Source organism: Paenibacillus sp. S33 (assembly GCF_053615415.1).
In genome coordinates this window covers 1,775,127-1,799,849 of sequence record NZ_JBSIEZ010000001.1, presented here as the reverse complement: position 1 = coordinate 1,799,849, position 24,723 = coordinate 1,775,127, and the positions used below count along the sequence as shown (strand labels likewise).

The following is a 24,723-nucleotide window of genomic DNA, read 5'->3' as shown; positions in this document are numbered from 1 at the left end:
AATTCTTATCATGCTTATTCTTTCGAGTCAGAACAACGAATGGGTGTGCCGTGGCCAAAAGCTCCGTTTATCTGGCATATTTTAGCCGCAAAAACCGCTCCTTTTTCCATGCTTGCTTTGATACTCCGAAGCATATCCTCATCTTCACCGTAGAAAATCTTACCGGCTTTAGAGCTTTTAATCATCTCTACAATAAAAGCGGTTATATAAGAGTCACCCGCTCCCATCGTATCCACGGTATCCGTTAATACTGCCGGCTGGTGCATCCATTGATCTTTATAGAGAGCAACTGATCCATTTTCCCCCACAGTACCAATCACTATTTTAGAACCGAATTTCTGTGCTTTTAGCATTTCTCTTTTTCTTTCACTTTCCGTTAAATGACTGCATGAAAGGAATGAAATGTCCGCATACCGGCATATTTGTTCCAAATATTCATCATTCCAGCGTACCGAGAAATCATAGGAGATAGGCACATTCGTTTTTTTTAATGTTGCGAGATCCTGCTCTATATAGCTGTTTAGACTAGTATGAATCACGGAGAAATTTTCAATGTAGTTCAAGTCATTTTCTGTAAAATCCCATGCCTTTTCCTTTGCAATACCGCCTTTATTGGAGCCCAGAAATACACGATCACCGTCTTCCAATGTAACCCGTGCATACCCATTTTCCCCTTTAAAAATCCGGCAATGGTTATGTTCTATCTCTAAATCGTCTATAACCTTTTGAATATACTGAGCTATATAATCATTACCAAACTTACCTAAATAAGATGCCTCCATACCACACATTCTGGCATACGCACAAAAGTTCAAGGCATTTCCACCAGGGTACATCATACCCTGGTGGACATATTTATCTACTACATTGTCACCAATGCCAATAACCTTATATTGTTCCATAAGAATATCCCCTCTAAAGGTTGCTAAAAGATTAATATTCAACCTTCCACATATATCTACGAGTTGTAAGCGGATGCGCTCTTTCAATGGCCAAAGCTTGGTTATAAACGGGGTAAACATTATTAAATAGGGAATGATTGAAGTAATCAACCACAGAGCTGTCAATAGTAGACAGTCCTAAATCCTTTGCGTCTAAAACCTCTACTCTCTGGGTATAACGGTTAAGGAACTTTAACGCTCTTTCATCTAAAGGCCGGGTACTTCCTTCAGAGACCTGAATGACAAATGGTATTTCAGCATCAGTAATCTCAAATGGTCCATGGAAATATTCACCTGAATGTATGCTGGAAGAGTTAATCCATTGCATCTCCATAAAAATGCAGATGCTTTGCATATAGGCAGCCCCGTAGCCAGCTCCGCTTGCCATGGTGTAGATTACGGAATCATCTTTATGGTTTTTCGCAAAAGCCAGAGCACGCTTTTCCACGTGTTTGCATGCATTTTTAACAATTCGATCTATTTTTCCTACTCCGTCCAGGAATTTATCATATTGCTCATATCCCTCGGTCTGATTTAATACCTCTACTGCCGTCATTAGTGCTTTCATGGTTTTTTCGCGGGCAATATCTTTACCATCCCCAAATGTGTACTTCACCACATAGTCTGCTTGTTCCGTAATAGGAGAATCTTCAACCCACGTTAATGCAATAACTGGAACTCCTGCTGTTCTACCTAATTCTGCGGCTTTCACAGTTTCTGGTGTATTACCTTTATGTGATGCCACTACCAGTACTGAATTTTCTCCAAATGCCTTAGGTGTGTTATGCACAAACTCATTACTGGTATAAAGACCTACCTTAACTTCCTTTGCTTCTTTTTCAAGAAATGTTTTTGCAGGATAAAAAGCACCATAAGAACCACCGCAAGCTACATAATATACCTGCTTAATACCGCCAGCCTCTTGTTTATTTGCTACAATTTCTTCAATAATTTTTTTGATTTCCATTACCATTTCCTCCTTGTATGATACATTTCCTTGTTTTCCATTCCACACCGGTGTATGTATTGGAATGTTATAAGGAAACAATAACACAAAACAATACATGAAGCAATAACAATTTGCTACTTTTTCTAGAGCATCGATTCAACTATCCCCGATTTTTAAAGGGAGGACCCCTAGTTGCAAGGGCTTACAAGCTATTCATAAATTGTATATACTGTTATAATATAAGCATCCCGATATAAAACAATATAATACATTTATAAAAACTTGATTTGGAGGTTGACCGCATGATTGATCATTCAGAATCTTCGCCGTTATATAGACAGCTGCAAGAAAGAATTTTAAATTCCATCCACAACGGTACCCTAAAACCAGGAGACAAACTCCCTACAGAATTAGAATTAAGTGAAACCAATAATGTGAGTCGTGTAACTGTCCGTGCGGCACTTGATTCACTTACCTCTGAAGGTTATTTGGTACGGATTCCGGGAAAAGGAACGTTTATTACAAAAGATAAAATCAAAAAAAATGTCGTAGAGACCATTGGATTTAGCGATACTTGTAAATTACAAAATAAAGTGCCTGGTGCAAAAGTAATAAAATGCGTGATTGAAGATGCTACAGCATCAGACCAAGAACATTTAGGTTTAATACCCGAGGATAAAGTAATCAATATAGAAAGAATCAGGTATGCTGACAATGTGCCGGTATCTGTAGAGTATTCACGTTTCCCTTCTTCTTTTTCTTTTTTATTACAAGAGGATTTAAATAATATATCTCTTTATGATATTTTAAAAAATAAACACAAGATTACATTTGGAATATCAAGAAAATATATATTTATGGAGTTTGCTTCCTTTGATGTAGCCACCTATTTAAATATTGAGGAAGGCTATCCTCTACTTTGTATTAAAAGCACAGTTTGTAGTCCAGACGGCCAAAAAATCCATCGTTCCAAGCAATTAATATTAGGGGATAGGTTTGAGTTGATTGTTTGAGGTTATGAACAGCTATATCGCCTGTCCTGTCTCTGACAGGTGCTTCTATGTAGATTTAACCCAAAAAAAGAAAGGCCACCTGCATTTGCAGATGGCCCTCCTTACAAAATACCTTAAAAGACTTTCTTCCGGTCTCTTTCCCCCTTCAAAATTTCCACTGACTCACGGAAACGCAGCGAATGAATCACTTCACGTTCACGCAGAAACTTCAGACTATCCTGCAAATCCACATCGTCTGTCAGATCAATCAGCCACTGATATGTAGCTCGAGCCTTTTCCTCTGCCGCTATGTCCTCATATAGATCGGCAATCGGGTCGCCTTTGGCTTGAATATAGGCCGCTGTAAAAGGAACCCCGCCTGCGTTTTGATAATATAGCGCATGATCGTGCGCCGCGTAATATTCCCCTAGCCCAGCCGCCTTCATTTGCTCCACACTCGCATCCTTGGTCAGCTTATAAATCATAGTCGCAATCATCTCGAGATGCGCAAATTCCTCCGTGCCTATGTCGTTCAGTACGCCAATTACCTTATCGGGAATCGTATAGCGCTGATTCAGATAGCGCAATGCCGCTGCCAGCTCGCCATCCGCTCCACCATACTGCTCCATAAGCAGTTTGGCCATATGAGGATCACATTTGCTGACACGTACGGGATATTGCAGTTTTTTCTCATATACCCACATTCATGTTCCTCCTTTATAAAAGGTTATACCTACCTAGACCTGCCACGGCCAAGGGGATTGACTCCACTCCCAAGGATACTTGGAATAAGCACGGCCAAAATTTTGTAAAGGCCCATATAGCATCTGATACTCGTTAGCAATCGCCGTTCTTTCCTGCGTCAGCTTATTGAACTGTTCGATAGCCTGTAAATCATCTGGGTGCGTATCCAGATACAAATTCAGCTCCACCAACACAAAATCCACCGCTTGGAGCTTCTCCAGCAACGCATAAAACTGGGCATCAACTGGCTTGGTTTGGGGCGTGTAGCCTTGGGCCGGGTTTCCGGCTTGACTATAGCCCTGAGTTTGGTTCTGATACTGGTTCTGGTATGGATACGGATTTGAATAAGGGCTTTGATATGGATTCGGCTGTTGCTGCCCGCTCTCATGCTGATTTTGCTGCTGGAATTGGAATGGGGACTGACCCTGATTTGGATTCTCCATTCTATTCGCCTCCCCCCTGGTTTCTCCTAGGCTCATAAGGGCTGTAAAGCAAAGGCCAAAGCGTTCCCTTCGTCAGTGCCTCATCTGGACTGAATTGTGGTAGACCAGGGGGCTGAAATTGTATAAACAAGTTTGGCGGAAGCACATAAGTCTTACACAGAACGGGCGGACACGGATCGAATGGGCCGACAAACGGGGCATACTCACCTTGCTGTGGAAATTTCACGGGCCGGAACCTCCTTTGATTGATCCATCTGTTTTACTATTCAACATATGCCGTATCGCCCAAGTCTCGAACAAAAAATCACAGATAAAAATAATTGTTCAAGAAAATAACCATAGAACTGTTTCTAATCAAAAAAGAGCCTTTAAAACCACGGTACGTGGATCTAAAAGCTCTTTCTTCAGCACTCTATAATAACTTACATACCTGAAAGCTCATCTTCAATCACAGGCTCAGGCTTGCGGTGAATCTTCACTCTCATTATGCGAAGCCTTGTTGCTTCCTCCACCTCAAAGGTAAGGTTATAAAACTCAATTCTCTTCCCTTTCACCGGAATGCCCTCCAATTCCTTGAACAGCCATCCCCCGATGGAATCCACCTCGTCGTCTTCAATGTTCACTCCAGTCAAATCATTGACATCCTCAATGAGCATACGACCGTCCACAGAGATGAAGTTTTCCTTCATTTCCACACTCGGGCGTTCATCCTCAAATTCATCATAGAGATCCCCGACGATTTCCTCCAAAATTTCCTCCGCTGTCAGCAGCCCGGCCGTTCCGCCGTACTCATCTACCACGAGAGTCATTTGGGAATGTTTTTTCTGCATAAGGCGTAGCACGTGACTCACTTCCATGGACTCCGGCACATTCAAAATAGGACGTACCACCGAAGCCAGATCCAGTTGCTCTCCCTGCTCAGCTAGCAGAAGATCTGTAATATGGACAAAACCGATAATCTGGTCTTTATCCTCAACCGCTACCGGGTAACGGGAATGCTTGGTCTCGCTGATGATCTTGAGATTTTCCTTAAACGACAAATTCGTATACAAACAATCCATATCTGTACGCGGCAGCATGATTTCACGGGCAAGCAAGTCGGAAAAATCAAAAATATTATCCATCAGCTTAATTTCGTCCTTATCAATCACACCGCTTTTGGCGCTCTGATTCATCAATATACGAATCTCTTCCTCCGAATGAGCTGCTTCGGCTTCACTCGCCGGCTGAATGCCGAATGCGCGCAACAGCAAGTTTGCCGCAGCATTCAATACCCAGATCACAGGCAGAAAGACCTTATAAAAAAGCAGCAAAGGCGCCGATAAAAACAACGCCACACCTTCGGTCTTCTGAATCGCTAAGGACTTTGGCGCCAGTTCCCCCAATACGATATGCAAAAAGGTAATTACGCAAAATCCGACGATAACAGATACCGTTGTAATCAGTGTACCGTCAGTTACACCGAGTTTGTGCATGAGTGGCTCTATCAGGTAGCCGGATATTGCTGGCTCTCCAATCCAACCCAAGCCCAATGAAGCCAGCGTAATGCCCAATTGGGTGGCGGACAGATAAGCATCCAACTTTTTGTTCACCTTCAGCGCATAGCCTGCCAGGCGATGACCCTCGCTTTGGAGCTGCGTCAATCGGGATTGGCGCATTTTGACCAGCGAAAATTCTGCGGCCACAAATACACCATTTAGAAAGACAAGCAGCAGTACCAAGAGGAGATTCACAGCTAGCAATCCCCAATGAAACTCGGTATGACCATCCAATACGAACTCCCCATTTCTATAGTTGTAATGCTTTTCTTGATTTAAAGTCTATTCCTTTGTAATACATATCCGCCACGAGCAGATTTGGTCCACAACAGGCAGCGGCATCACAATGACAGTTCACAGTCTGATTCAGCGGATGCTCATTCAGCCATTCACCAAAAATATCGTCCAGACTATCTTCCTGAATATTTCCGAAAGCCGGTATGTCTGCAAAATCTGTCACATACACGCTACCCGTGAACATATTCACATTCACACGGTTTCTTCCGTCCGGATCATTACGCACTGTAATATTCGGTTCCTGACGCAAGCGTCGAAGCAGTTTGCGGTCTTCTTCCCGATCCGAACAAGCAAAGAACGGTAATGTGCCAAACAACATCCACATGTCCTGATTACGTACATCCAGCAGCTTATGGATAGAGTTCCGCATGTCGTCGAGTGAAAGCACAGGCAAAGCAGAGGCAAAATTCGACGCGTACATTGGATGAACCTCATGCCGTCGGCATCCCATTTCGTTGATTAATTGATGAATGCCCTCCAGCTTCGTGTGTGTCCGATAGTTAATCATGGATTCAGCTGAAATGAACATCCCCATTTCACTCAATCTGCGGGCATTTTCCATCATTTTTTCATACAGGCGAACAGCACCCGCACGTGGAGTCGGTCGGCCGGTATTTGCAAAACCCACTTCATAAAAATCGTCCGCATTCAAATAGTTAAATGAAATATGCATCACATCCAGATAAGGAAGCATCTTCTCATATCTGCGAATGTCTAACGTCAGATTGGAGTTGATTTGCGAGCGAATACCGCGCTCCTTGGCATATTTCAACAGTGGAACGATCACTTCATCCACTGTTTTATCGAGTAAGGCAGGTTCCCCGCCTGTAATACTGATCGTCTCCAGATGCTCGACTTCATCCAAACGCTTCAGCATTAGGTCTAGCGGAAGGAAAGGGGCCTCCTTCATAACCAGCATATCGCCAACAGCGCAATGCTCACAGCGCATATTACATAGATGCGTTACGGTCATCTCCACACTCGTAAGCAAATGACGACCATGTGTACGCAGTGAGACAATCGGGTCCCACGGATCATAGGTTGGCGATATTTGGGGTAGCGTGTTATTTTGTAGAACTGTCATTATGTTTTCACCTTATTTCTGTTATTAACCTCAAAAGACGTATAATTATCATATCATGATGTGTAAAGTGTCTGCATACTTTCTTCCACATCATCTGCTAATCTACGTGTACTCCTCCGAAAGGGGCGACAGTAGCACCCAATGTGTTTGTAATCATAACCGAGAGGGATACGGACAAATCCACATCATAAGGTGCCTTCACTTCCTGCCCATCCCGGTCCCTTACAATGCGAATGACGGGTCTTTGCGGGATTTTGGGATGTATACGCACTACGACCCCCTCTTCCCCCGTGTTGAGCATCACAGAGAGTCCCAGGGGGTAAATAGCTACACAGTCACGAAAGGCTTCCAGCATTCGCTGCTCATATAACGTTCCTGCCCCGGCGTACAGCACTTCCATCGCTTCATAGGGCAACAAAGCCTGTTTGTATATCCGACTTGCTGTCATTGCGTCGTACGAGTCGGCCAGACCGATCCATTTCGCATATTCGTGGATCTGGTCCTTTTTCCAACCGTGTGGGTATCCACTGCCGTCGATACGCTCATGGTGCTGTAATGCACAATGAGCCGACAATAAGGGAATGCCAGGTTCATCTTTGAGCAGCTTGTAGCCGATCACCGTGTGTGTTTTCATATGCTCATATTCCTCATCCGTCAATTTACCCGGCTTATAGAGTACTTGAGGTGAAATTTTCATTTTACCAATATCGTGCAGTAGTGAACCTATCCCCAGCTCCATGAGCTGGTTATTATCGTAGCCATTGGATATCCCAAGTACTAGTGAATATAAACATACGTTCAAAGAATGATGATACAAATCCTGATCCGCGGCCCCGATATCCATCAACATAATGACGGCGTCCTGACGGCCTCCAATATCGTCCAGAATGGATTCCATCACCTTATAAAATGACTTGCCAAAATATTTGTGCTTATGATCTACGGAATAGGATGATAACCCTTGAAACTGCTTTTTGATTTCCTGTAGCGCCGCGGCCCTTGTCTGTTCATGAATCATCTCAGGAATGACGATATCTTCTGTCACAGCATCCTCAATGTATACATATCCAATACCGACTTGGCCTAGACGTTCAATCAATCGCGAAGTAAGCTCAACACCTTCCGAGAGCAGCACCATTCCGTTTTCATTGTAAATTTTCTTGCCAAGCTTCATGCCGGCTCTCAATAATGTAACAGGTACCAGTCGCAGCTTAATCCTCTCCCGATTGTTTTGATACCTGAAGCCACCTAGCTGCAAAACATTCTTCCATCGCGCCCGGACGCTTCAACTCCATTTCAATCATATCCCGTAAAAATTCTGGAAGCATAAATCGGAGATCTGTTCCGTTCGCAAGCACCTCATAACCTGCTTTGAAAGTGAACATATCCAACGTGCCCACTGTGTATTCCTCATACTCTTCCAAAGGTTGACCCGCTACACGAATGTCCGTCACTTTTTCATAAGGAGCACGGCCAGGGTCATACTGAATGGCCAAGCCTTCCACACACATCGTGCCAAGCACTTTGCCTCTGAAGCCAAAACCCGTCATGGGCTTGTCTGTAAATTCAGGTAGCAAGGACTGCTCCAGCGCCAACCGAATATCTCTTCCCCGCAACTTCATAACACAGGCATTAATCGGCGAAGGGCATAAGGAATGTAGGATTCCTTTGCTGATATCCCCTTGAGGTAATGGGCCGAGCAGTTGTCCCGCATTGACGAGGGCAATTTCTGTTCCTGTAAAATGGGACACCGCTTGTGCCAGCATATTCCCGAAAGGGGATTCCTGATCATATGCGATCTCCAGTTTTCGATCCGCCACCGCAACTGTGCTCTCCATGGCGCGTTCTGCTTGTCTGCGATGCACCACAATGGCCGATGCCACTTTTTCGTCCAGTAGTGTCTGATCCACAGGAACTACGCCGCCCGACGTGACTCGAAACGGTTCGAGGCTATTGTTACGACTTAGTGTCACTTCACCCAGCAGCGTTCCGAACTTACCCGCCCCACATAAAGCTGTTTTTCCGATCCAAAGCGGTTCTTCCAGCACATGATGGGTGTGACCTCCAAGGATAACGTCAATTTCAGGAAACTGCGACGCTAATTTTTTATCGGAAGGTAGACCCAGGTGCGACATCACAACCAAAACATCAACCTGCTCTCTCAGTGCCGCGATCTGCTTCCCCAGCACCTTAAACGGATTGAGCACATCCCAGCCCAGCAATTGATAAAACTCTACAAAAGGAGCCGTCACACCAAGTAAACCCACCTTAATTCCTGCTTTATCTACGATAAGGGATTCCTTCATCCACGAAGGGCTCATCCCCGTGGCACGCTCTGTCATATTGCCGCATACGACCGGACAATGAATCCCCGCATATGCCTGTTCAATCATATCCGGGGTAAAAGTCAGTCCCTCATTGTTACCGATCGTAATTGCATCGTATCCTGTTAGATTAATCACATCCACATTTGCCCCACCGAGCGTTCCTTCCGTTTCGGGGGCCATCCGGTCCATGTGGTCTCCTATGTCGAGCACAAGCAGCGCATCCCGTGATGCGGCTCTTCGTTCATCGATCATCGCGGCTATCGAAGGCATACTGCCAAAATGACTATGGATATCATTGGTATGCAAAATGGTCAACGTTTGCCGAGTCGTCATCTCCATAACCGCCCTCCTCTATACTTTATATATATCGACTTTGGAGCTTCTAATGTTTAAGCATACCATGTTATTTAGCAATATGGTACATATGAGTGGACATAGTCCTTAAGCTTCGCTGTAGTCTCTGGGCAATCTCATATCATAAACATAGTGAAAAGTATTGACGTTATCTACTGTAGGTATCTGATAGGAAACGGGTTCCTGGGACCTATTTTACAGCTTGGAATAATAGTAAATTAGTCGTTGTCATCCCATTTAATTCTTGATATATTAAGTTTGTTTCGTATTTTCGACAAATTTACGACAATAAGGAGGTTAGCGCATGAGAGTACACGTTACCGATGCCAAACCGGGAGATCGCCTCAAATCCGATACATACAATGGGCACGGTGTACCTGTCATGATTCAGGGCACCGAGCTACAGCATGACGATATTTCCAAACTCATTATGCACGGTGTCGATTATATCGACATTGATGCCGGTTCAGCGAGCATTCCGGTTGACTTTGCCCCCGATGTCCCAGCTTCCCCCGAGTCCCTCAAACGTGCCGTTCCTCTCATGGAGCAGACGATCAGTGGCTTTGAAAGCATGTTTCTCGAAGCCTCCTCAACTGGAAAATTTGATGAATATCGAGTGGATGAGCTGTTCGGCCCTCTCGTTTCAGAGCTGGCTCGTCAAAAAGATGTCGTATCTCTGCTATTAATTATGGAACGGGGAGATCACTATACCTATAATCATTCTCTCCAAGTAGGCGTACTGTCATATTACATTGCCACATGGCTTGGATATACGGAAGAAGAAGCATATGCCGCCGGTAAAGCTGGATATTTACATGATATAGGCAAGTCCATGATACCGGATGAAATTTTGAACAAACCGGATAAACTGACACCCGAAGAATTCCATGAGATGAAAAAACATTCGCTATATGGCTATGATATTATTCGCAATTCAACCAGCGATGAGATTTCTGCAATTGTCGCCCTGCAGCATCACGAGCGTGAAGATGGAAGTGGATATCCCCATGGACTGTTCAAGGAAGATATTCATCCTTTTGCCAGCATAACAGCTATTGCCGACGTGTATAGCGCGATGATTTCCAATCGTGTGTACCAGACGAAGCAGGAGCTGCTCACCGTATTACGTGAGCTGCACAGCATGAGTTTTGGACATCTAAACCCAGAAGCTACCCAAGTGTTCATCAGACACATGCTTCCTAATTTCATTAATAAGCAGGTTCTGCTGACTACAGGTCAGACAGGAACGATTATTCTAAACAATCCTGCTGATTACTTCAGACCCTTAGTGAGAATTAACGATGATGAATATGTAGATTTGTCTAGAGAACGCCATGTATCCATTGATGAAATTTATTTGGAATCCTGATCCGCTACTACTGCCTCCCGGCGTTACTTCGGTAGAACGAAATGTTATGCCGAATTACAGGCTACGCGAATAAAAAGAGACTGTCCTTGATTCGTAGGTTCTTTACGAAGGACAGCCTCTTTTTATGTTACGGACATTAACCTAGTTACTTTCCTTACTTATTTGTTTAAACCTAAGTGTTAAGATCATGCAGACCTGGGCTATGTTCATTAGGCAATTCAGGCATATACGGAAGAGGAAAACCTTCTGGAGGATCCACTACACTCAAATCCCCACCGTTTCTGCTTGGAGTTTGCCCATTGAATATTTCTCCAATACGGGTAGAATCCAATCGAAAATTAAACTGTGCATTGTGAAAGCCCATTTCAACATACTTCCGGCATTCTGGATACTTGTTAATATCGTAGTTTGGAACCGGGAACAATTTTCCCCAATCAACTCCAAGTGTCTCTAAAGCTTTAGCAAACGCATTTTGATGAGCATTATCCCGCACAATCAAAAAAGCCAACGTTTCCCGGAATGTTTTGTTCGAGCTCATTTCGTAAATTCGGGATTTTTGCAGAACCCCTGTAGATTCGAGTACGAGATTATCAAGCAAATCACTAATTAGATTGCCGTGGGAATAAACATAACTACCTAGCCAAGGATTTCCACTTGCATCAACAGGTAAGGAACTTTGAGCTCCCATAATAAAATGATGAGGATTTGCGTGTTTTATCGCCTCATCTAAAGGAGCATGATCAATTCCGGCATCGCCGGCTTGGTCTGCGCCTGAGCCAGTCAGAAGTTGATTTATAGTATGTTGAACCAGTTCAACATGACTAAGCTCCTCTAGAAAAACTCCCCGTATCAAATCCCTATACTGCACAGCATTACCACGAAAATTATTACTTTGGAAGAAAAACTGCATCATGGTACGCATTTCTCCGAAGCGACCACCTAATACTTCTTGAATCACTTTAGCTGCAGCCGGGTCGGGCTTATCGGGTACTATTAAGTTAATTAAATCTTCTTTATAAAAATACAATGCAAAAATCCTCCTTGAACTCTTTATTTTAAAGTGAAACATATGCTTCCCTCTTTAATAATTTTTATACAAACCAAACAAACAGATAGTTAAATATAAAAACTCCTATCAGAATGTTGTTATGCTGATCCTCGTTTTATTACATCTTGAAAAGGTTAAATACAGTTAGAATTCACTAAGCTGCTTTAATTATAGGAGGAGTAATTATGTTTAGACATCAAAAAGAGCTGCAGTTTGAAGTGAAAGTGGAGCGTCCTGATCCTCTTTTTGCCCGGCAGGTACAAGAAGTTTTGGGAGGGCAATTTGGAGAAATGACCGTGATGATGCAATACTTATTTCAAGGGTTTAACTGCCGCGGTGAAGAAAAATATAAAGATATGCTAATGGACATTGGAACTGAAGAAGTAGGGCATGTGGAGATGCTGTGTGCTTTAATTAGTCAACTACTTGATGGAGCTAAACCAGAAGATCAAGAACAAGCTGCAAAAGACCCTGTTACAGCTGCCATTATGGGGGGAATTAACCCGCAGCACTTGCTGGTCAGCGGTCTTGGCGGATTACCTAGTAATTCAAATGGAGTTCCATGGAACGGCTCTTATATCGTCGCAAGTGGCAACCTATTGGCGGATATGCGGTCCAATTTGCACGCAGAGAGTCAGGGTCGATTGCAGGTAGCAAGGCTATATCATATGACACAAGATGAAAGCGTCAGAGCTACACTACGGAAAATGCTAGCACGTGACCGCTATCACCAGTATCAATGGATGGCGGCGATCCAAGAATTAGAAGAAAAAAACGGTGTTGTGGTCCCGGCTTCTTTTCCTCCTGAAGCAGAGCAAGAGTCTCAGCCTGAAGCTTATGAGTTTTGGAATTTGTCTGAAGGCGAAGAATCTAGTGAAGGTTTGTGGGCAACAGGAAGCGCACCGGATGGAAGCGGGAGCTATGTATACATCTCTAACCCTGTTGCCAAAGGTCAAATCTATAAAGCTAAAATACCAGCAACCGAGTTGCATCATGACTTAGACCATAAAACTTCAGATAAATAATATGTAGCAGGAGGAGCTGTCCCAAATTTTGGGGCGGCTTCGGCTTTTTGCCGACCAATTAAGGGTAGTAGGACTTTATACTGTGCTCCTTTTGTCATTCGCTTTGTTAGGAAGTTCATTAGCCACTCATTTACCTGCGGTGTCATAGATTCTGGTCCTCTTAGATCGAAATTCATTTAAAAACCTCATTTCATTGGAAGTTAAAGATATAATTCATGAGAGCATTCCAAATTCTCTCACCGCACGCCCTCAGACACACTCATGCGCTTTATTGGAGGCTGGTGTGAGTAAAAAATACGTGCCTAAATGACTTGGACACAAGGGAGTCAAAAAATTATCACAGACATGTATTTACACGTCAGTCGAAAAAATAAAAGGAGACGAACTTAAAAAGTTCGCCTCCTATACTAGTAGGAAATCCGAGTCAGCACAAATCGGCAAGACTCCAATTTAACAGCTTTAGATTACCTTAAGAACCTGTCACACCAAGGGTTACTGCGTTTTAACCAATACTACCTTCCATTTCGAACTTGATCAAACGGTTCATCTCTACCGCATATTCCATCGGCAGTTCTTTGGTGAACGGCTCAATAAAGCCCATAACGATCATTTGCGTTGCCTCTGCTTCAGTCAAACCACGGCTCATCAGATAGAACAGCTGATCTTCCGATACCTTGGAAACTGTTGCTTCGTGTTCAAGCGTGATGTCGTCATTCATAATTTCATTATAAGGAATAGTATCTGAAGTTGATTGATTATCCAAAATCAACGTATCACACTTGATATTCGATTTTGCACCTTGAGCCTGACGACCGAACGAAGCTAATCCGCGATACGTTACTTTACCGCCATGCTTACTGATCGACTTGGATACAATTGTGGAGGTGGTGTCTGGTGCCAAGTGAATCATTTTCGCACCTGCATCCTGATGCTGGCCTTTGCCTGCAACAGCGATGGACAAGACCATACCTTTCGCTCCACGGCCCTTCAATACAACGGCTGGATACTTCATCGTCAACTTGGAACCGATGTTACCATCGACCCATTCCATCGTTGCATTTTCTTCCGCAACCGCACGTTTGGTTACCAGGTTATAGATGTTTGGTGCCCAGTTCTGGATCGTTGTATAACGAACACGTGCGTTCTTCTTACAAATAATTTCGACCACCGCACTATGCAGCGAGTTCGTGCTGTAAATTGGAGCCGTACAGCCTTCTACATAATGCACAAAGCTGTCTTCGTCAGCAATAATGAGCGTACGCTCAAATTGACCCATGTTTTCCGAGTTGATACGGAAGTAAGCCTGCAATGGAACTTCACATTTCACACCTTTTGGTACATAGATGAAGCTTCCGCCTGACCATACCGCACTGTTCAGTGCTGCAAACTTATTGTCCGCAGGAGGTACAACTGTTGCAAAATACTCTTTCAGAATCTCAGGATGCTCACGCAACGCCGTATCGGTATCCATGAAAATAACGCCCTGATCTTCCAGTTCCTTTTGCATACTGTGGTAGACAACTTCCGATTCATACTGTGCGGATACACCAGCCAAAAACTTTTGCTCCGCCTCAGGAATACCCAATTTATCAAAGGTTTCTTTAATTTCCGTCGGAACTTCTTCCCATGTCTTCCCTTGTTTCTCGGAAGGTCTTACATAGTACTGGATATCGTTGAAATCCAGTTCATCCATATCTCCGCCCCAGTTTGGCATTGGCATTTTTTCAAACTGTTTCAGTGCTTTCAGACGGAACTCCAGCATCCATTCTGGCTCATCCTTAATTTTGGAGATTTCCTTTACAATTTCCGGAGTGAGACCCTTACCTGTTTGGAAAATGGACTTGTGCTCGTCACGAAAGCCATATTTATACTCTTCCATTTCCGGTGCTTTCTTGGCCATGTTTCTCAAACCTCCTCTGTTCTATTTAAATTATTTATCTTCATCAATCCCTTTGCGCAGCGCGTTCCAAGCCAGTGTTGCACATTTGATGCGGGCCGGGAACTTATTTACGCCTGACAAAGCTTCCAATTCTTCATAATCATCGAATTCGACGGTTTCTCCCTTCATTAAAGAAGAGAAGCGGCTCGCCATATCCAGTGCCTGATCAATCGTTTTTCCTTTGACTGCTTCTGTCATCATCGAAGCTGAGGACATACTAATCGAGCAGCCTTCGCCAGTAAAACGGGCATCTTCGACCACGCCGTCTTTCGTTTTGAGTTGAAGGGAAATTCGGTCACCACACGTAGGATTATTCAAATCCACCGTAACGGCATCGTCCTCAAAACGTCCGCGATTGCGCGGATTTTTATAATGATCCATAATCACGCGTCGGTACAAGTCATCAAGTTGCATCGCCAAAATACTCCTTTGTTTGGATTAAGGCGCTGACCAGAGCGTCGACTTCTTCTTCCGTGTTATAGAGATAAAAGCTAGCACGTGCAGTTGCACTGGCTTTCAGCCAGCGCATTAACGGCTGGCAGCAATGATGCCCCGCACGTATAGCTACCCCTTTGCTATCCAGTACAGTAGCTACATCATGCGGATGCACATCATCCAGGTTAAAGGTTACGAGCCCGACATGACGTTCTGCAGGTCCGTAAATAGTCAACCCCTCCACTTCACGGAGACGTTTGAGGGCATAGTTGGACAGACGGCTTTCATGCTGCGCAATGGCGTCCAGTCCGATGCTTTCCAGAAAATCAATGGCAGCTCCCAAGCCAACAGCTCCGGCGATAATCGGAGTTCCACCTTCGAATTTCCAAGGCAGCTCCTTCCATGTGGATTCATACAATCCCACATCGTCGATCATTTCCCCGCCGAACTCAATGGGCTCCATATCCTCCAGCAGCGCCTTCTTGCCGTACAGTGCCCCGATCCCAGTAGGAGCACACATTTTGTGACCCGAAAAGGCATAAAAGTCAACATCGATGTCTTGCACGTCTACTTTCATATGTGGTGTGCTTTGTGCACCGTCTACAACGATAACTGCCCCTTTGCGATGCGCAATAGCTGCAATCTCTTTGACAGGGTTCACAACACCAAGCACATTGGAGACATGTGCAATCGCTACAATTTTTGTGTTTTCTGTAATGGTATTCTCCACATCAGCAAGATCAACGCTACCATCCTCTTGAAGTGGAATATATTTCAAAGTCGCGCCTGTGGCTTTGGCTACCTGTTGCCACGGAATCAGATTACTGTGATGCTCCATTTGTGTGATGACAATTTCATCACCTGCCTGGCAATTAGATCTGCCATAGGAAGAAGCGACCAGATTCAGCGCCGTTGTTGTTCCTCTTGTAAAAATAATTTCCTGACTGCGCTTTGCATTCAGAAAGCGGGCTACCTTCTCCCGCGCACCTTCATAAGCATCCGTTGCGCGGCTACCCAAGGTATGCACACCACGGTGAACATTTGAATTATCATATTCGTAGTAGTGCTTGATCGCCTCGATGACCGCCAGCGGTTTTTGCGAAGTGGCCGCATTATCCAAATAAACCAGCGGATGACCGTTAATCTCCTGATGTAAAATCGGGAACTGTTCACGGATCAATGCAGTATTCATTGGCCTAACTTCCTTTCAACAAGGCTTTGCAGCTGATGTTGAAGTCCTTCGAGCGGAATTTCAGATACGACAGGTGCCAAGAAGCCATAAATAATCAGACGTTCAGCCTCTGCACGGCTAATCCCGCGGGACATCAAGTAATACACTTGTTCACGGTTTACCTGACCAACCGATGCTGCGTGACCTGCCGTTACATCATCTTCATCAATCAGCAGGATCGGGTTAGCGTCACCACGCGCTTTCGGGCTGAGCATCAGAACACGTTCTGTTTGCTGACCGTCTGCTTTGGTAGCACCTTTTTCAATTTTTGTAATTCCGTTAATGATGGAAGAGGCTTCTTCACGCATTACTGCGCGCGTAATCATCTGACTGGCGGAATTTTTACCAAAATGCTGTGCTTGTGTCGTATAGTTCAGCTTTTGTGAGCCGGAACCCACAGCAATGATCTTGGCATCCGAATTGGAGCCATTGCCTTTGAGCACGGACATGGTATTGCTTGCTGTATTACCGTTGTTCATTTCGCCCACAATCCATTCGATAGCTGCGTCATTTCCCAACGTGGCACGACGAATCGAAATATCCGTTACTTGCTCCCCAAACTGATGAACTGTCGCATAACGTACTTTAGCTCCTGCATTTGCAACAACTTCTACCGCACCGTTATGAAGAACAGGTGCCGCCAAATCCGCAGATACATAGTTGTCTACGTAAGTCACGGAACTGTGGCTTTCAACAATGAGCAGCACATGCGGTGCAAATGTTGCAGTCGCATCGTCCGTCAGGAATACAGCTTGAAGCGGAACGTTCAGCTCTACATTTTTAGGCACATAAGCAAATACTCCACCATTCCAGAGTGCTGCATGCAATGCAGACAATGAATTTTCTTCAGCCTTAATAACTGTGTTCAGATGAGCTTTAACCAAATCAGCATGCTCTTTAACCGCTGTTTGTAAATCCGTGAAAATGACGCCTTGCGCCGCCAATTCCTCGCTCAGCTTCACATATACCGCGCCGGAGTTGCGCTGAATAATCAGACCGCCCTCCTGTTGCTCTTTGACCAGATCAGCAATGGCTGCAGGAACCTGCCCTACCGATGCAATGACCTCGCTCTGTTTATGTTGACCGTAATCGTTTAATTTCCAACGTTCGATTTTTGTTTTTTCAAATACCGGAAGCTCCAGTTTGCCTGCAAGCTCAAGTGCTTTTTGTCTGTCTTCGGCCAGCCAAGATGGTTCGCCGTTACGTTCGGACAGAACACGCAGTTGCTCGGAATCTACCGGAAGGATTGTTTGTGTAGTCATTAGTTTTCCTCCTCGCTTCCGGCTTACGCCTCTTGTCCTACAGTTTCATCAACGATACCCAGTTCTTCCTTGATCCAATCGTAACCGTCCGCTTCCAGACGCTCAGCAAGCTCAGGACCACCGGATTTAACAATACGTCCTTGCATCATCACATGTACATAATCTGGTTTAACGTAGTTTAACAGACGTTGATAGTGAGTAATGATAAGGAAACCACGCTCTTCGGAACGCATAGCATTGACACCGCTAGCCACGATTCTCAAAGCATCGATATCCAAACCGGAGTCGATTTCATCAAGAATGACGATTTTCGGATCAATCATCATCATTTGCAAAATTTCATTCCGTTTTTTCTCACCACCAGAGAAGCCTTCGTTCAGGTAACGGTGAGCAAACTCAGGATTCATTTCGAGCTCTTTCATTTTGCTTTCCATTTGACGGATAAACTTAATCAGGGAGATTTCTTGTCCTTCTTCACGGCGAGCGTTGATTGCACTACGCAAAAAGTCAGAGTTCGTTACCCCTGCAATTTCACTCGGATACTGCATCGCCAAGAACAATCCTGCACGTGCACGCTCATCCACTTCCATATCCAGCACGTCTTCTCCATCCAAAGTTACTTTACCATCTGTGACTTCATATTTAGGATGACCCATCAAAGCAGACGCAAGTGTACTTTTACCCGTACCGTTAGGACCCATGATGGCATGGATTTCTCCGCCCTTCATTTCGAGGTTAATACCTTTCAAAATTTCCTTGCCTTCAATGGTCGCTTTGAGACCTTCAATCTTAAAGTTTGTAGCCATATTCGCAATACCCTCCAAAAAATGTAGTGTGGTGTCGAAATCAGAAAGTATATTTAAACAGGGGAGCCCCCTGATTTCAAGTAATATTTAAAAATTTATTTATAATCATTCTAAACTGATTCTCAATGATTCTCAAGTTATTTTATAATAAATATCTTGAAGGGTGCAACCAACAGACACACGTTATCCAACTTTCTTCATAAAATGTTCACCCTACCAAGCACACAAATGGCAAAATAGATCCTGCGAATGTTTATATAATTATAAATTTGTACAAAAAACATGAGATACATGATCTCTTTTCAGCCATAAAAACGCTACTGACAGCATGACGTCAGTAGCGTTTTACATGTAAAGGGTTTATTTCAGAGCGTAACCCCATCACTATGGAGTGGAGTTAAATTCACCGAACTAGGCATAAGTGATGAATCGAAATTCTGACAATTAGCCCAAATAAGAGCGAAGCATCCACATATGTTTTTCCAGATCCGCTTTATAACCGATCAGCAAATCTGCAGTTGGCTGGTCGGAATTGCTTTCCGCCAGTTCGATACCTTCCTGAAACTCCTCACATACAGTTGCAAAATCCTCGATCAAGGTTTGTACCATCTTGGGAGCATCTTCGTTGCCGTTTGCTTCCTGAATCGACGACAGCTCCAGGTATTCCTTCAACGTTGCGGAAGGAGAGCCTTTCAACGCGAGCAAACGCTCGGCGATCTCATCCATTTTCAATGTCACTTCATTGTATAACTCTTCAAATTTTACATGGAGTGTGTAGAAACTGGAGCCTTTCACATACCAGTGATAGTTATGAATTTTTACATATAACACATTGAGGTTAGCGACTTGACGGTTTAAAAGTTCCTCCACTGATTTGGTTTGCGTATTTTTCGAGTTACTTGTTGTTTTAGCCATCATAAATCCCTTCCTTTTTCATCAAATTGATTTTCAGGAACGTTTACATATCCATCACCGTCATTGCTGACGGTAAGACGCCAGCGGGCATCCTAATATCACCTGCCGGACGTCTGTTTCATATTTACCCTTACTACACGTAGACGAAACAAAAAAAGAGTACTCCTTTCTTCCTCTTTCAATCCCCATAAAAAAAATGTACAAAACTTCAATGATTTTCGTTATACTTTCTCTATCCTATCAAAATACTTGGTTTAATCTTGTGATATTTTTTGAACTATTTACATGCGCACAATTTATGGAGGTGACTTCGTTGTCCCAATATCATCCTTTAACGACCGAAGAAGCAATCGAATTCGTGAAGAACATCCCCGGATTTTTTAGTCAGGATGCCCGTCTGGAATGCCGAGAAATCGGTGATGGTAACTTAAATCTGGTTTTTCACATTACGGATTCTGAATCTAACAAGAGTATCATTGCCAAGCAGGCACTTCCCTATGTAAAAATTGTGGGTGAATCCTGGCCGCTTTCACTGGATCGTGCCCGTATTGAACGCGAGGCACTTCAGCAGGAACACCATATTTGCCCCAAATTGGTTCCTGCGGTACTGGCGTATGACGATGAGCTTGCGTTGACCGTGATGGAGGATCTTAGCTCACACACCATCATGCGCAAAGGACTAATAGAAGGAAACACCTATCCATATTTCGCTAATCATATTGGGGAGTTTCTGGCACGCACGCTCTTCTTCACCTCAGATTTGGGCATGAATCAGCAGGACAAAAAAGATCTGGTTAAACGCTTTATCAACCCAGATCTCTGCAAAATAACTGAAGATCTGATTCTGGATGAACCGTATCGGTTCTCAGATAATAACAGCTATGGTGCCTACATCGAAGACGAAGCAGAGGCGCTACGTACAGATCAAGTGCTTCACTTGGAAGTGGCTTTGCTGCGAGAAAAGTTTTTGACACGAACCGAAGCGCTTCTGCACGGTGACCTTCATACTGGCAGCATTTTCGTAACGACCGAATCGACTAAAGTCATTGATCCTGAATTTGCCTACTACGGCCCCATGGGCTTTGACATCGGAGCGGTGATCGCCAATCTGCTGTTGAACTACGCAGCTCAGCCCGGATGGACCTCTGGCGAGAAAGCTCTAAAGGAAAGACGTGACTGGCTTCTGGAGACTGCCAGTCAGGTATGGGAGCAGTTTGAGAGTAGGTTCCGTAAACTGTGGGAAGAGCATGTCACCGATCATATGGCACGTACAGCGGGATATCAGGACTTGTATCTCCAGAAAGTACTGCAAGATACGATTGGTTTTGCAGGGTGCAAAGTGATTCGCCGTATCATCAGCCTGTCGCATGTGGCAGATATCGACACCATTGCCGATCCTGCTATCAAGGAAGCTGCGGAACGTCTGGCGTTATCTATCGGTAAATCCTTGGTTCTTCGCAATCGCGAGCTTCATTCGATTTGGGAACTGGGAGACATTGTTCGGACAGCAACAGCTGCCCAAACTAAAGGAGCTTAATGAATATGAGTGAAGAGAAAGAATTGGCACCCGTAACCTCTGGGAAAACTGCAGTGTCCAGGCAGGCTCTATCTTCGCTGGTGTGGAAAGGTAACCATTTGTCCATGCTGGATCAGCGTCTGCTGCCCGAAACGATTGTCATGTTGGATTTATTCACGGCCGATGAAGTATGGGATGGCATACATGCCATGAAGGTACGCGGTGCGCCCGCCATCGGGATGGCAGCGGCCTACGGCGTTGTGCTAGGAGCTACCGCCTACGACGGCACCGACGCTGCTGGGTGGCTGGAGCATGTACATGCCGTGTGCGGACATTTGGCTACCTCACGGCCGACAGCCGTGAACCTCTTCTGGGCTCTGGACCGCATGAAGAAGCGGGCCGGGGAACTCATCGTTGAAGCTGGCGGAGGCCAGGTCGAAGACTGGAATGCCGGGCTGGAGCGTGAAGCCATAGCCATTCAGGCAGAGGATGAAGAAGTATGTCGCCAGATCGGCATCCATGCTTTACCTCTGTTCGAGGACGGGATGGGCGTACTCACTCACTGCAATGCAGGCGGATTGGCGACAGCCAAATACGGAACAGCGCTCGCGCCGATGTACCTTGCGCAGGAGAACGGCATCCACCTCAAAGTATTTGCTGACGAAACCCGCCCCGTGCTGCAGGGTGCGCGCCTGACCGCTTTCGAGCTTCAGCAGGCAGGCATTGATGTCACCCTGCTCTGCGACAATATGGCGGGCATGGTGATGTCCAAAGGATGGGTACAGGCCGTTATTGTCGGCACAGATAGAGTCGCTGCTAATGGCGATGTGGCCAACAAAATCGGCACATACAGTCTAGCTGTGCTAGCGAAGGCGCATGGCATTCCTTTTTATGTCGCTTCCCCACTATCTACCATTGATTTGCAGACCGCAACAGGCGCAGATATTCCGATCGAGGAGCGTTCTGCGGAGGAAGTTACCGAAAGCTTTGGTAAAAGGACCGCCCCGCAGGGCATCAAAGTCTACAACCCAGCTTTCGATGTTACACCTCATGAGTACATTACCGCCATCATTACCGAAAAAGGAATTGTACAAGCACCCTTTAGCGAGAGCCTGACCAATTTGTTTGCCGAATAATTGTTCTTGCAGATCATATAGTTCGTATATAATTCAAAGAATTCTTCTCGATAGAATAGAACTTCTCATGAAAAAAACCGGAGCCAAAAAGTCCGGTTTTTTTCGGTTCTTGTTCCTCTACTTTTATGCAACATATGCACATAGGCTTCATTACACCAGTTTCAAAAGTGCTTCGTATCCTGGCATACCTGGCTTAATCCCCAGTTGCTCCGCTTCTGTCGTCACCGATTCCATCGGCGCTTCCAACAATTCTTTCAGCGTTTTTACCCCCACAGCTCGTGCGGCAAGAATTTTCCGATCCGCCAGCCGCTCATTGAGCAGTCCAACATCCAGTGCACCACACATGATGTAACCACGGGAGTTGGAGATAGTCAGCAGCGTTGTTTTAGGCAGTTTGACTTCGACTCCGATAAATGTATGCTCACCCACTTGTACGGGTTCCATGTGTATCATGGTTATTACATGCACCTCCTCTTTGTTTACCCGGGATATTTTATGCGGCATTTGCGGGTAAGTGTGGACGCTCGTGGATACGTTCAAAATTTTAGGAGGATTATGTATTTACAGCAAAACAGGCAATATCAAAAAAGACTCTCCTGTTTAAACCCACCTCTAATTTCTTAGGTGCATGCAAATTATCTTCTTTATCAGATAAATTACTATGAAAAATGGAAAAAGCTCACTCACATTTTATTGTTAAAGGAGCAAGCTCGGTTCGTATTATTGAAGCTACTTTATGATTCAAATGTCAACTTTTCGGGAAATATACCACCTTCTTTAACGAAGCAACGTGCCATCCGCTGTGCAGCCCTATCAAAATAAAATTTATTTGAATGACTCGGATCTGGTAAAGGTTCAATTTCAGAGAATAGCTTAGTCTCTTTGTTCAATTGAATTTTCCCCATAATGTGTTCATTTGGACCATATCTATAAATAACTACATTCTCATCCTCATGTTCTTTAAAAAGCAAAACAAATGCTCCCATTATAAAATCTCCTCTATTCTATTTCCCATGGACGACCCGACCTTACCGTTGCTTTATGAGCAGTCTCATAGTCTGTTTTAAATATACCCTCAAATCTGGATTCAAACAATTCATGATTAAGCAAATCCATATCTTTTTCTGTTTGTAATCCTTTTTGTAATCTATCCCAAGCTTGAGCTATTTCGTAATCAGAATGAAATCTGCCATAACCACTTGACTTTATATGTTCATTTATGAAAACGTGTTCTTTGATTCTTTGAACTCTACTTTCCTTCATTCCAGAATTTTCAGCTATTGCTCTTACATCACTATCAGAAGCTCTGATTTGATCATACATCTCATCTGCTTCAGCTTCTCTACGGAAATATTCATCAATTGAAAGATCGTTTCTTCCACCTGTTTGTACTTCTGTTTTAGGTTCAGATTCTATTGAATTACGCAATTCGAATTCGTATTATTCTTCGGAATCTCATACTTAATAGATGATTTCAAACTAATTTTAGGCTTGATTACCGAACTAACTCCTCCAAACAATCCTGCTGTACCGATCATATTAGCCCAGTGTTCCTTTGACCAGGCATTGTTGGGATTAAATGCTCCCTGAATCATGCCCGATACCCCAAATGTACCGAAATTGAGCATGTCATTCCATGAATCGTTTTGTTTAGCTGCCCGTTCCATGTACCCTTGATACATTCCCTTCGGAATGCCGTACGACATATAATCTAGAAAGCTCCAGACTGAATCAAACTTTTTCTCATAGCGTACTGAATTAGCGTCTACAAAATCCTGACCTAGTTCAGTTAAGCTATCTACTGATTTTTGGAACGCATTCCGTGTATCTGGAGCAGGAACAGCACATGAATTCGGTGGAGGTGGTAAACAACTTGCGTCAATGTTACCTGCTTCCATCAGATCTGCTAATCTGAATTTATCTGCATGGTGACGTAATTCCCTAGCAATAGAATCCGTCAAGGTAACAAAGTCATTCATATTCTTCTGAGAGGTTTGGAAGGAATAGTAAAAGTTCTCTTTAGTCAGTCCTTCCCACAATTGCCCCATAGATGAAATTTGTTGTACTAAATTACTATTCATTTGAGTTGCCGTTTGCTGTGCTAACTCAAACTGCTTGGAGGCAGTCATAAGTTGCTCAGGTGTCATTTTAATTGTTGTCATAATATACATCTGTTAGAGTTCGTTATGACATAGTAACATTATTCCGATTTATGGAAAACGAACTTAATTCCTAATGGTTATGTGAAATAAGATAACTTTATACCTATGACCAAAAGCTTATAGTCATCGCTTTCAACTCCTGATCTTCAAACATATCCTGTAACTCAGGAATCAACTTTAGGAGTTTTTTATAGTTATGTAGCTGTTGTT

Annotated in this window: 24 protein-coding genes and 1 pseudogene; 5 read left to right on the top strand and 20 right to left on the bottom strand. The window is 44.1% G+C overall.

The annotated features are described in order from the left end of the window. Positions 1 to 14: 14 nt before the first annotated feature. Positions 15 to 902, bottom strand: coding sequence for a PfkB family carbohydrate kinase (locus tag ACWGXJ_RS08475; protein WP_452566563.1), 888 nt, complete (start codon positions 900 to 902; stop codon positions 15 to 17). Positions 903 to 933: 31 nt separating this feature from the next. Beyond that, positions 934 to 1,908, bottom strand: a complete 975-nt coding sequence (locus tag ACWGXJ_RS08470) for an SIS domain-containing protein (protein WP_302057233.1) — start codon at positions 1,906 to 1,908, stop codon at positions 934 to 936. 284 nt (positions 1,909 to 2,192) lie between these two features. Here ACWGXJ_RS08470 and ACWGXJ_RS08465 point away from each other — a divergent pair, with 284 nt between their 5' ends. Further along, complete coding sequence (locus ACWGXJ_RS08465; protein ID WP_452566562.1) at positions 2,193 to 2,903, top strand: GntR family transcriptional regulator; 711 nt, start codon at positions 2,193 to 2,195, stop codon at positions 2,901 to 2,903. A 113-nt stretch (positions 2,904 to 3,016) separates the two neighbouring features. On the opposite strand, the gene ACWGXJ_RS08460 is transcribed toward ACWGXJ_RS08465, so the two are convergent. The 7 genes from ACWGXJ_RS08460 to ACWGXJ_RS08430 all read right to left on the bottom strand — a co-directional run bounded on the left by ACWGXJ_RS08460 (position 3,017) and on the right by ACWGXJ_RS08430 (position 9,654). After that, complete coding sequence (locus ACWGXJ_RS08460; RefSeq protein ID WP_061831696.1) at positions 3,017 to 3,586, bottom strand: manganese catalase family protein; 570 nt, start codon at positions 3,584 to 3,586, stop codon at positions 3,017 to 3,019. A 33-nt stretch (positions 3,587 to 3,619) separates the two neighbouring features. Beyond that, on the bottom strand, positions 3,620 to 4,069 hold the full coding sequence (locus tag ACWGXJ_RS08455) for a spore coat protein CotJB (RefSeq protein ID WP_323873151.1): 450 nt from the start codon (positions 4,067 to 4,069) through the stop codon (positions 3,620 to 3,622). A 1-nt stretch (position 4,070) separates the two neighbouring features. Then, positions 4,071 to 4,295, bottom strand: coding sequence for a spore coat associated protein CotJA (locus tag ACWGXJ_RS08450; protein WP_061831695.1), 225 nt, complete (start codon positions 4,293 to 4,295; stop codon positions 4,071 to 4,073). A gap of 196 nt (positions 4,296 to 4,491) precedes the next feature. Beyond that, positions 4,492 to 5,841, bottom strand: coding sequence for a hemolysin family protein (locus tag ACWGXJ_RS08445; RefSeq protein WP_452566561.1), 1,350 nt, complete (start codon positions 5,839 to 5,841; stop codon positions 4,492 to 4,494). Positions 5,842 to 5,857: 16 nt separating this feature from the next. Then, positions 5,858 to 6,988, bottom strand: coding sequence for a radical SAM/CxCxxxxC motif protein YfkAB (gene yfkAB / locus ACWGXJ_RS08440; protein ID WP_023987890.1), 1,131 nt, complete (start codon positions 6,986 to 6,988; stop codon positions 5,858 to 5,860). Positions 6,989 to 7,085: 97 nt separating this feature from the next. Continuing rightward, positions 7,086 to 8,246: an HD-GYP domain-containing protein gene (locus tag ACWGXJ_RS08435; RefSeq protein WP_165176013.1), complete on the bottom strand. Its 1,161-nt coding sequence runs from the start codon at positions 8,244 to 8,246 to the stop codon at positions 7,086 to 7,088. Continuing rightward, positions 8,200 to 9,654, bottom strand: coding sequence for a bifunctional metallophosphatase/5'-nucleotidase (locus ACWGXJ_RS08430; protein WP_452566560.1), 1,455 nt, complete (start codon positions 9,652 to 9,654; stop codon positions 8,200 to 8,202). Before ACWGXJ_RS08430 ends, ACWGXJ_RS08435 begins: the two co-directional genes overlap by 47 nt. Before the next feature lie 319 nt (positions 9,655 to 9,973). Between ACWGXJ_RS08430 and ACWGXJ_RS08425 the strand changes: the two genes are divergently transcribed. After that, positions 9,974 to 11,038, top strand: coding sequence for an HD-GYP domain-containing protein (locus ACWGXJ_RS08425; protein WP_254325998.1), 1,065 nt, complete (start codon positions 9,974 to 9,976; stop codon positions 11,036 to 11,038). 172 nt (positions 11,039 to 11,210) lie between these two features. Here the strand turns inward: ACWGXJ_RS08425 and ACWGXJ_RS08420 are convergent, their stop codons facing one another. Continuing rightward, positions 11,211 to 12,065 (bottom strand): manganese catalase family protein, encoded by an 855-nt coding sequence (locus ACWGXJ_RS08420; protein ID WP_165176019.1) that lies wholly within the window; start codon positions 12,063 to 12,065, stop codon positions 11,211 to 11,213. Between the two features lie 206 nt (positions 12,066 to 12,271). Here ACWGXJ_RS08420 and ACWGXJ_RS08415 point away from each other — a divergent pair, with 206 nt between their 5' ends. Then, positions 12,272 to 13,111 (top strand): manganese catalase family protein, encoded by an 840-nt coding sequence (locus ACWGXJ_RS08415; protein ID WP_452566559.1) that lies wholly within the window; start codon positions 12,272 to 12,274, stop codon positions 13,109 to 13,111. Between the two features lie 502 nt (positions 13,112 to 13,613). Here ACWGXJ_RS08415 and sufB read toward each other — a convergent pair. From sufB to ACWGXJ_RS08385, 6 genes are all read right to left on the bottom strand, one after another. Then, positions 13,614 to 15,011 (bottom strand): Fe-S cluster assembly protein SufB, encoded by a 1,398-nt coding sequence (gene sufB, locus ACWGXJ_RS08410; protein ID WP_013309556.1) that lies wholly within the window; start codon positions 15,009 to 15,011, stop codon positions 13,614 to 13,616. A gap of 30 nt (positions 15,012 to 15,041) precedes the next feature. Continuing rightward, positions 15,042 to 15,464, bottom strand: a complete 423-nt coding sequence (sufU, locus tag ACWGXJ_RS08405) for a Fe-S cluster assembly sulfur transfer protein SufU (RefSeq protein WP_069012768.1) — start codon at positions 15,462 to 15,464, stop codon at positions 15,042 to 15,044. Continuing rightward, positions 15,454 to 16,677 carry a cysteine desulfurase gene (locus ACWGXJ_RS08400; RefSeq protein WP_452566558.1) on the bottom strand — a complete coding sequence of 408 codons (1,224 nt, stop codon included), beginning with the start codon at positions 16,675 to 16,677 and terminating at the stop codon, positions 15,454 to 15,456. Before ACWGXJ_RS08400 ends, sufU begins: the two co-directional genes overlap by 11 nt. Continuing rightward, on the bottom strand, positions 16,674 to 17,978 hold the full coding sequence (sufD, locus tag ACWGXJ_RS08395) for a Fe-S cluster assembly protein SufD (RefSeq protein ID WP_025719242.1): 1,305 nt from the start codon (positions 17,976 to 17,978) through the stop codon (positions 16,674 to 16,676). Before sufD ends, ACWGXJ_RS08400 begins: the two co-directional genes overlap by 4 nt. 23 nt (positions 17,979 to 18,001) lie before the next feature. After that, positions 18,002 to 18,784 carry a Fe-S cluster assembly ATPase SufC gene (gene sufC, locus ACWGXJ_RS08390; RefSeq protein WP_013309552.1) on the bottom strand — a complete coding sequence of 261 codons (783 nt, stop codon included), beginning with the start codon at positions 18,782 to 18,784 and terminating at the stop codon, positions 18,002 to 18,004. A gap of 444 nt (positions 18,785 to 19,228) precedes the next feature. Beyond that, positions 19,229 to 19,699, bottom strand: a complete 471-nt coding sequence (locus ACWGXJ_RS08385) for a Dps family protein (RefSeq protein ID WP_069291579.1) — start codon at positions 19,697 to 19,699, stop codon at positions 19,229 to 19,231. Between the two features lie 313 nt (positions 19,700 to 20,012). Here ACWGXJ_RS08385 and mtnK point away from each other — a divergent pair, with 313 nt between their 5' ends. Together mtnK and mtnA are read left to right on the top strand one after the other, a co-directional pair. Next, positions 20,013 to 21,236, top strand: a complete 1,224-nt coding sequence (gene mtnK, locus ACWGXJ_RS08380) for an S-methyl-5-thioribose kinase (RefSeq protein ID WP_452566557.1) — start codon at positions 20,013 to 20,015, stop codon at positions 21,234 to 21,236. A 5-nt stretch (positions 21,237 to 21,241) separates the two neighbouring features. Beyond that, positions 21,242 to 22,351 carry an S-methyl-5-thioribose-1-phosphate isomerase gene (gene mtnA, locus ACWGXJ_RS08375; RefSeq protein ID WP_452566556.1) on the top strand — a complete coding sequence of 370 codons (1,110 nt, stop codon included), beginning with the start codon at positions 21,242 to 21,244 and terminating at the stop codon, positions 22,349 to 22,351. Positions 22,352 to 22,501: 150 nt separating this feature from the next. Here mtnA and ACWGXJ_RS08370 read toward each other — a convergent pair whose 3' ends face one another. The 4 genes and pseudogenes from ACWGXJ_RS08370 to ACWGXJ_RS08355 form a co-directional block, all read right to left on the bottom strand. Then, complete coding sequence (locus ACWGXJ_RS08370; protein WP_061831876.1) at positions 22,502 to 22,804, bottom strand: YunC family protein; 303 nt, start codon at positions 22,802 to 22,804, stop codon at positions 22,502 to 22,504. A gap of 281 nt (positions 22,805 to 23,085) precedes the next feature. Then, the gene (locus tag ACWGXJ_RS08365) at positions 23,086 to 23,337 is read right to left on the bottom strand and encodes a hypothetical protein (RefSeq protein ID WP_023987879.1); all 252 of its coding nucleotides are present in this window, start codon (positions 23,335 to 23,337) and stop codon (positions 23,086 to 23,088) included. 13 nt (positions 23,338 to 23,350) lie between these two features. Then, positions 23,351 to 23,779 (bottom strand): hypothetical protein, encoded by a 429-nt coding sequence (locus ACWGXJ_RS08360; RefSeq protein ID WP_452566555.1) that lies wholly within the window; start codon positions 23,777 to 23,779, stop codon positions 23,351 to 23,353. An 8-nt stretch (positions 23,780 to 23,787) separates the two neighbouring features. Then, a pseudogene (locus ACWGXJ_RS08355) lies at positions 23,788 to 24,513 on the bottom strand (WXG100 family type VII secretion target); the annotation flags it as partial. Positions 24,514 to 24,723 lie beyond the last annotated feature (210 nt).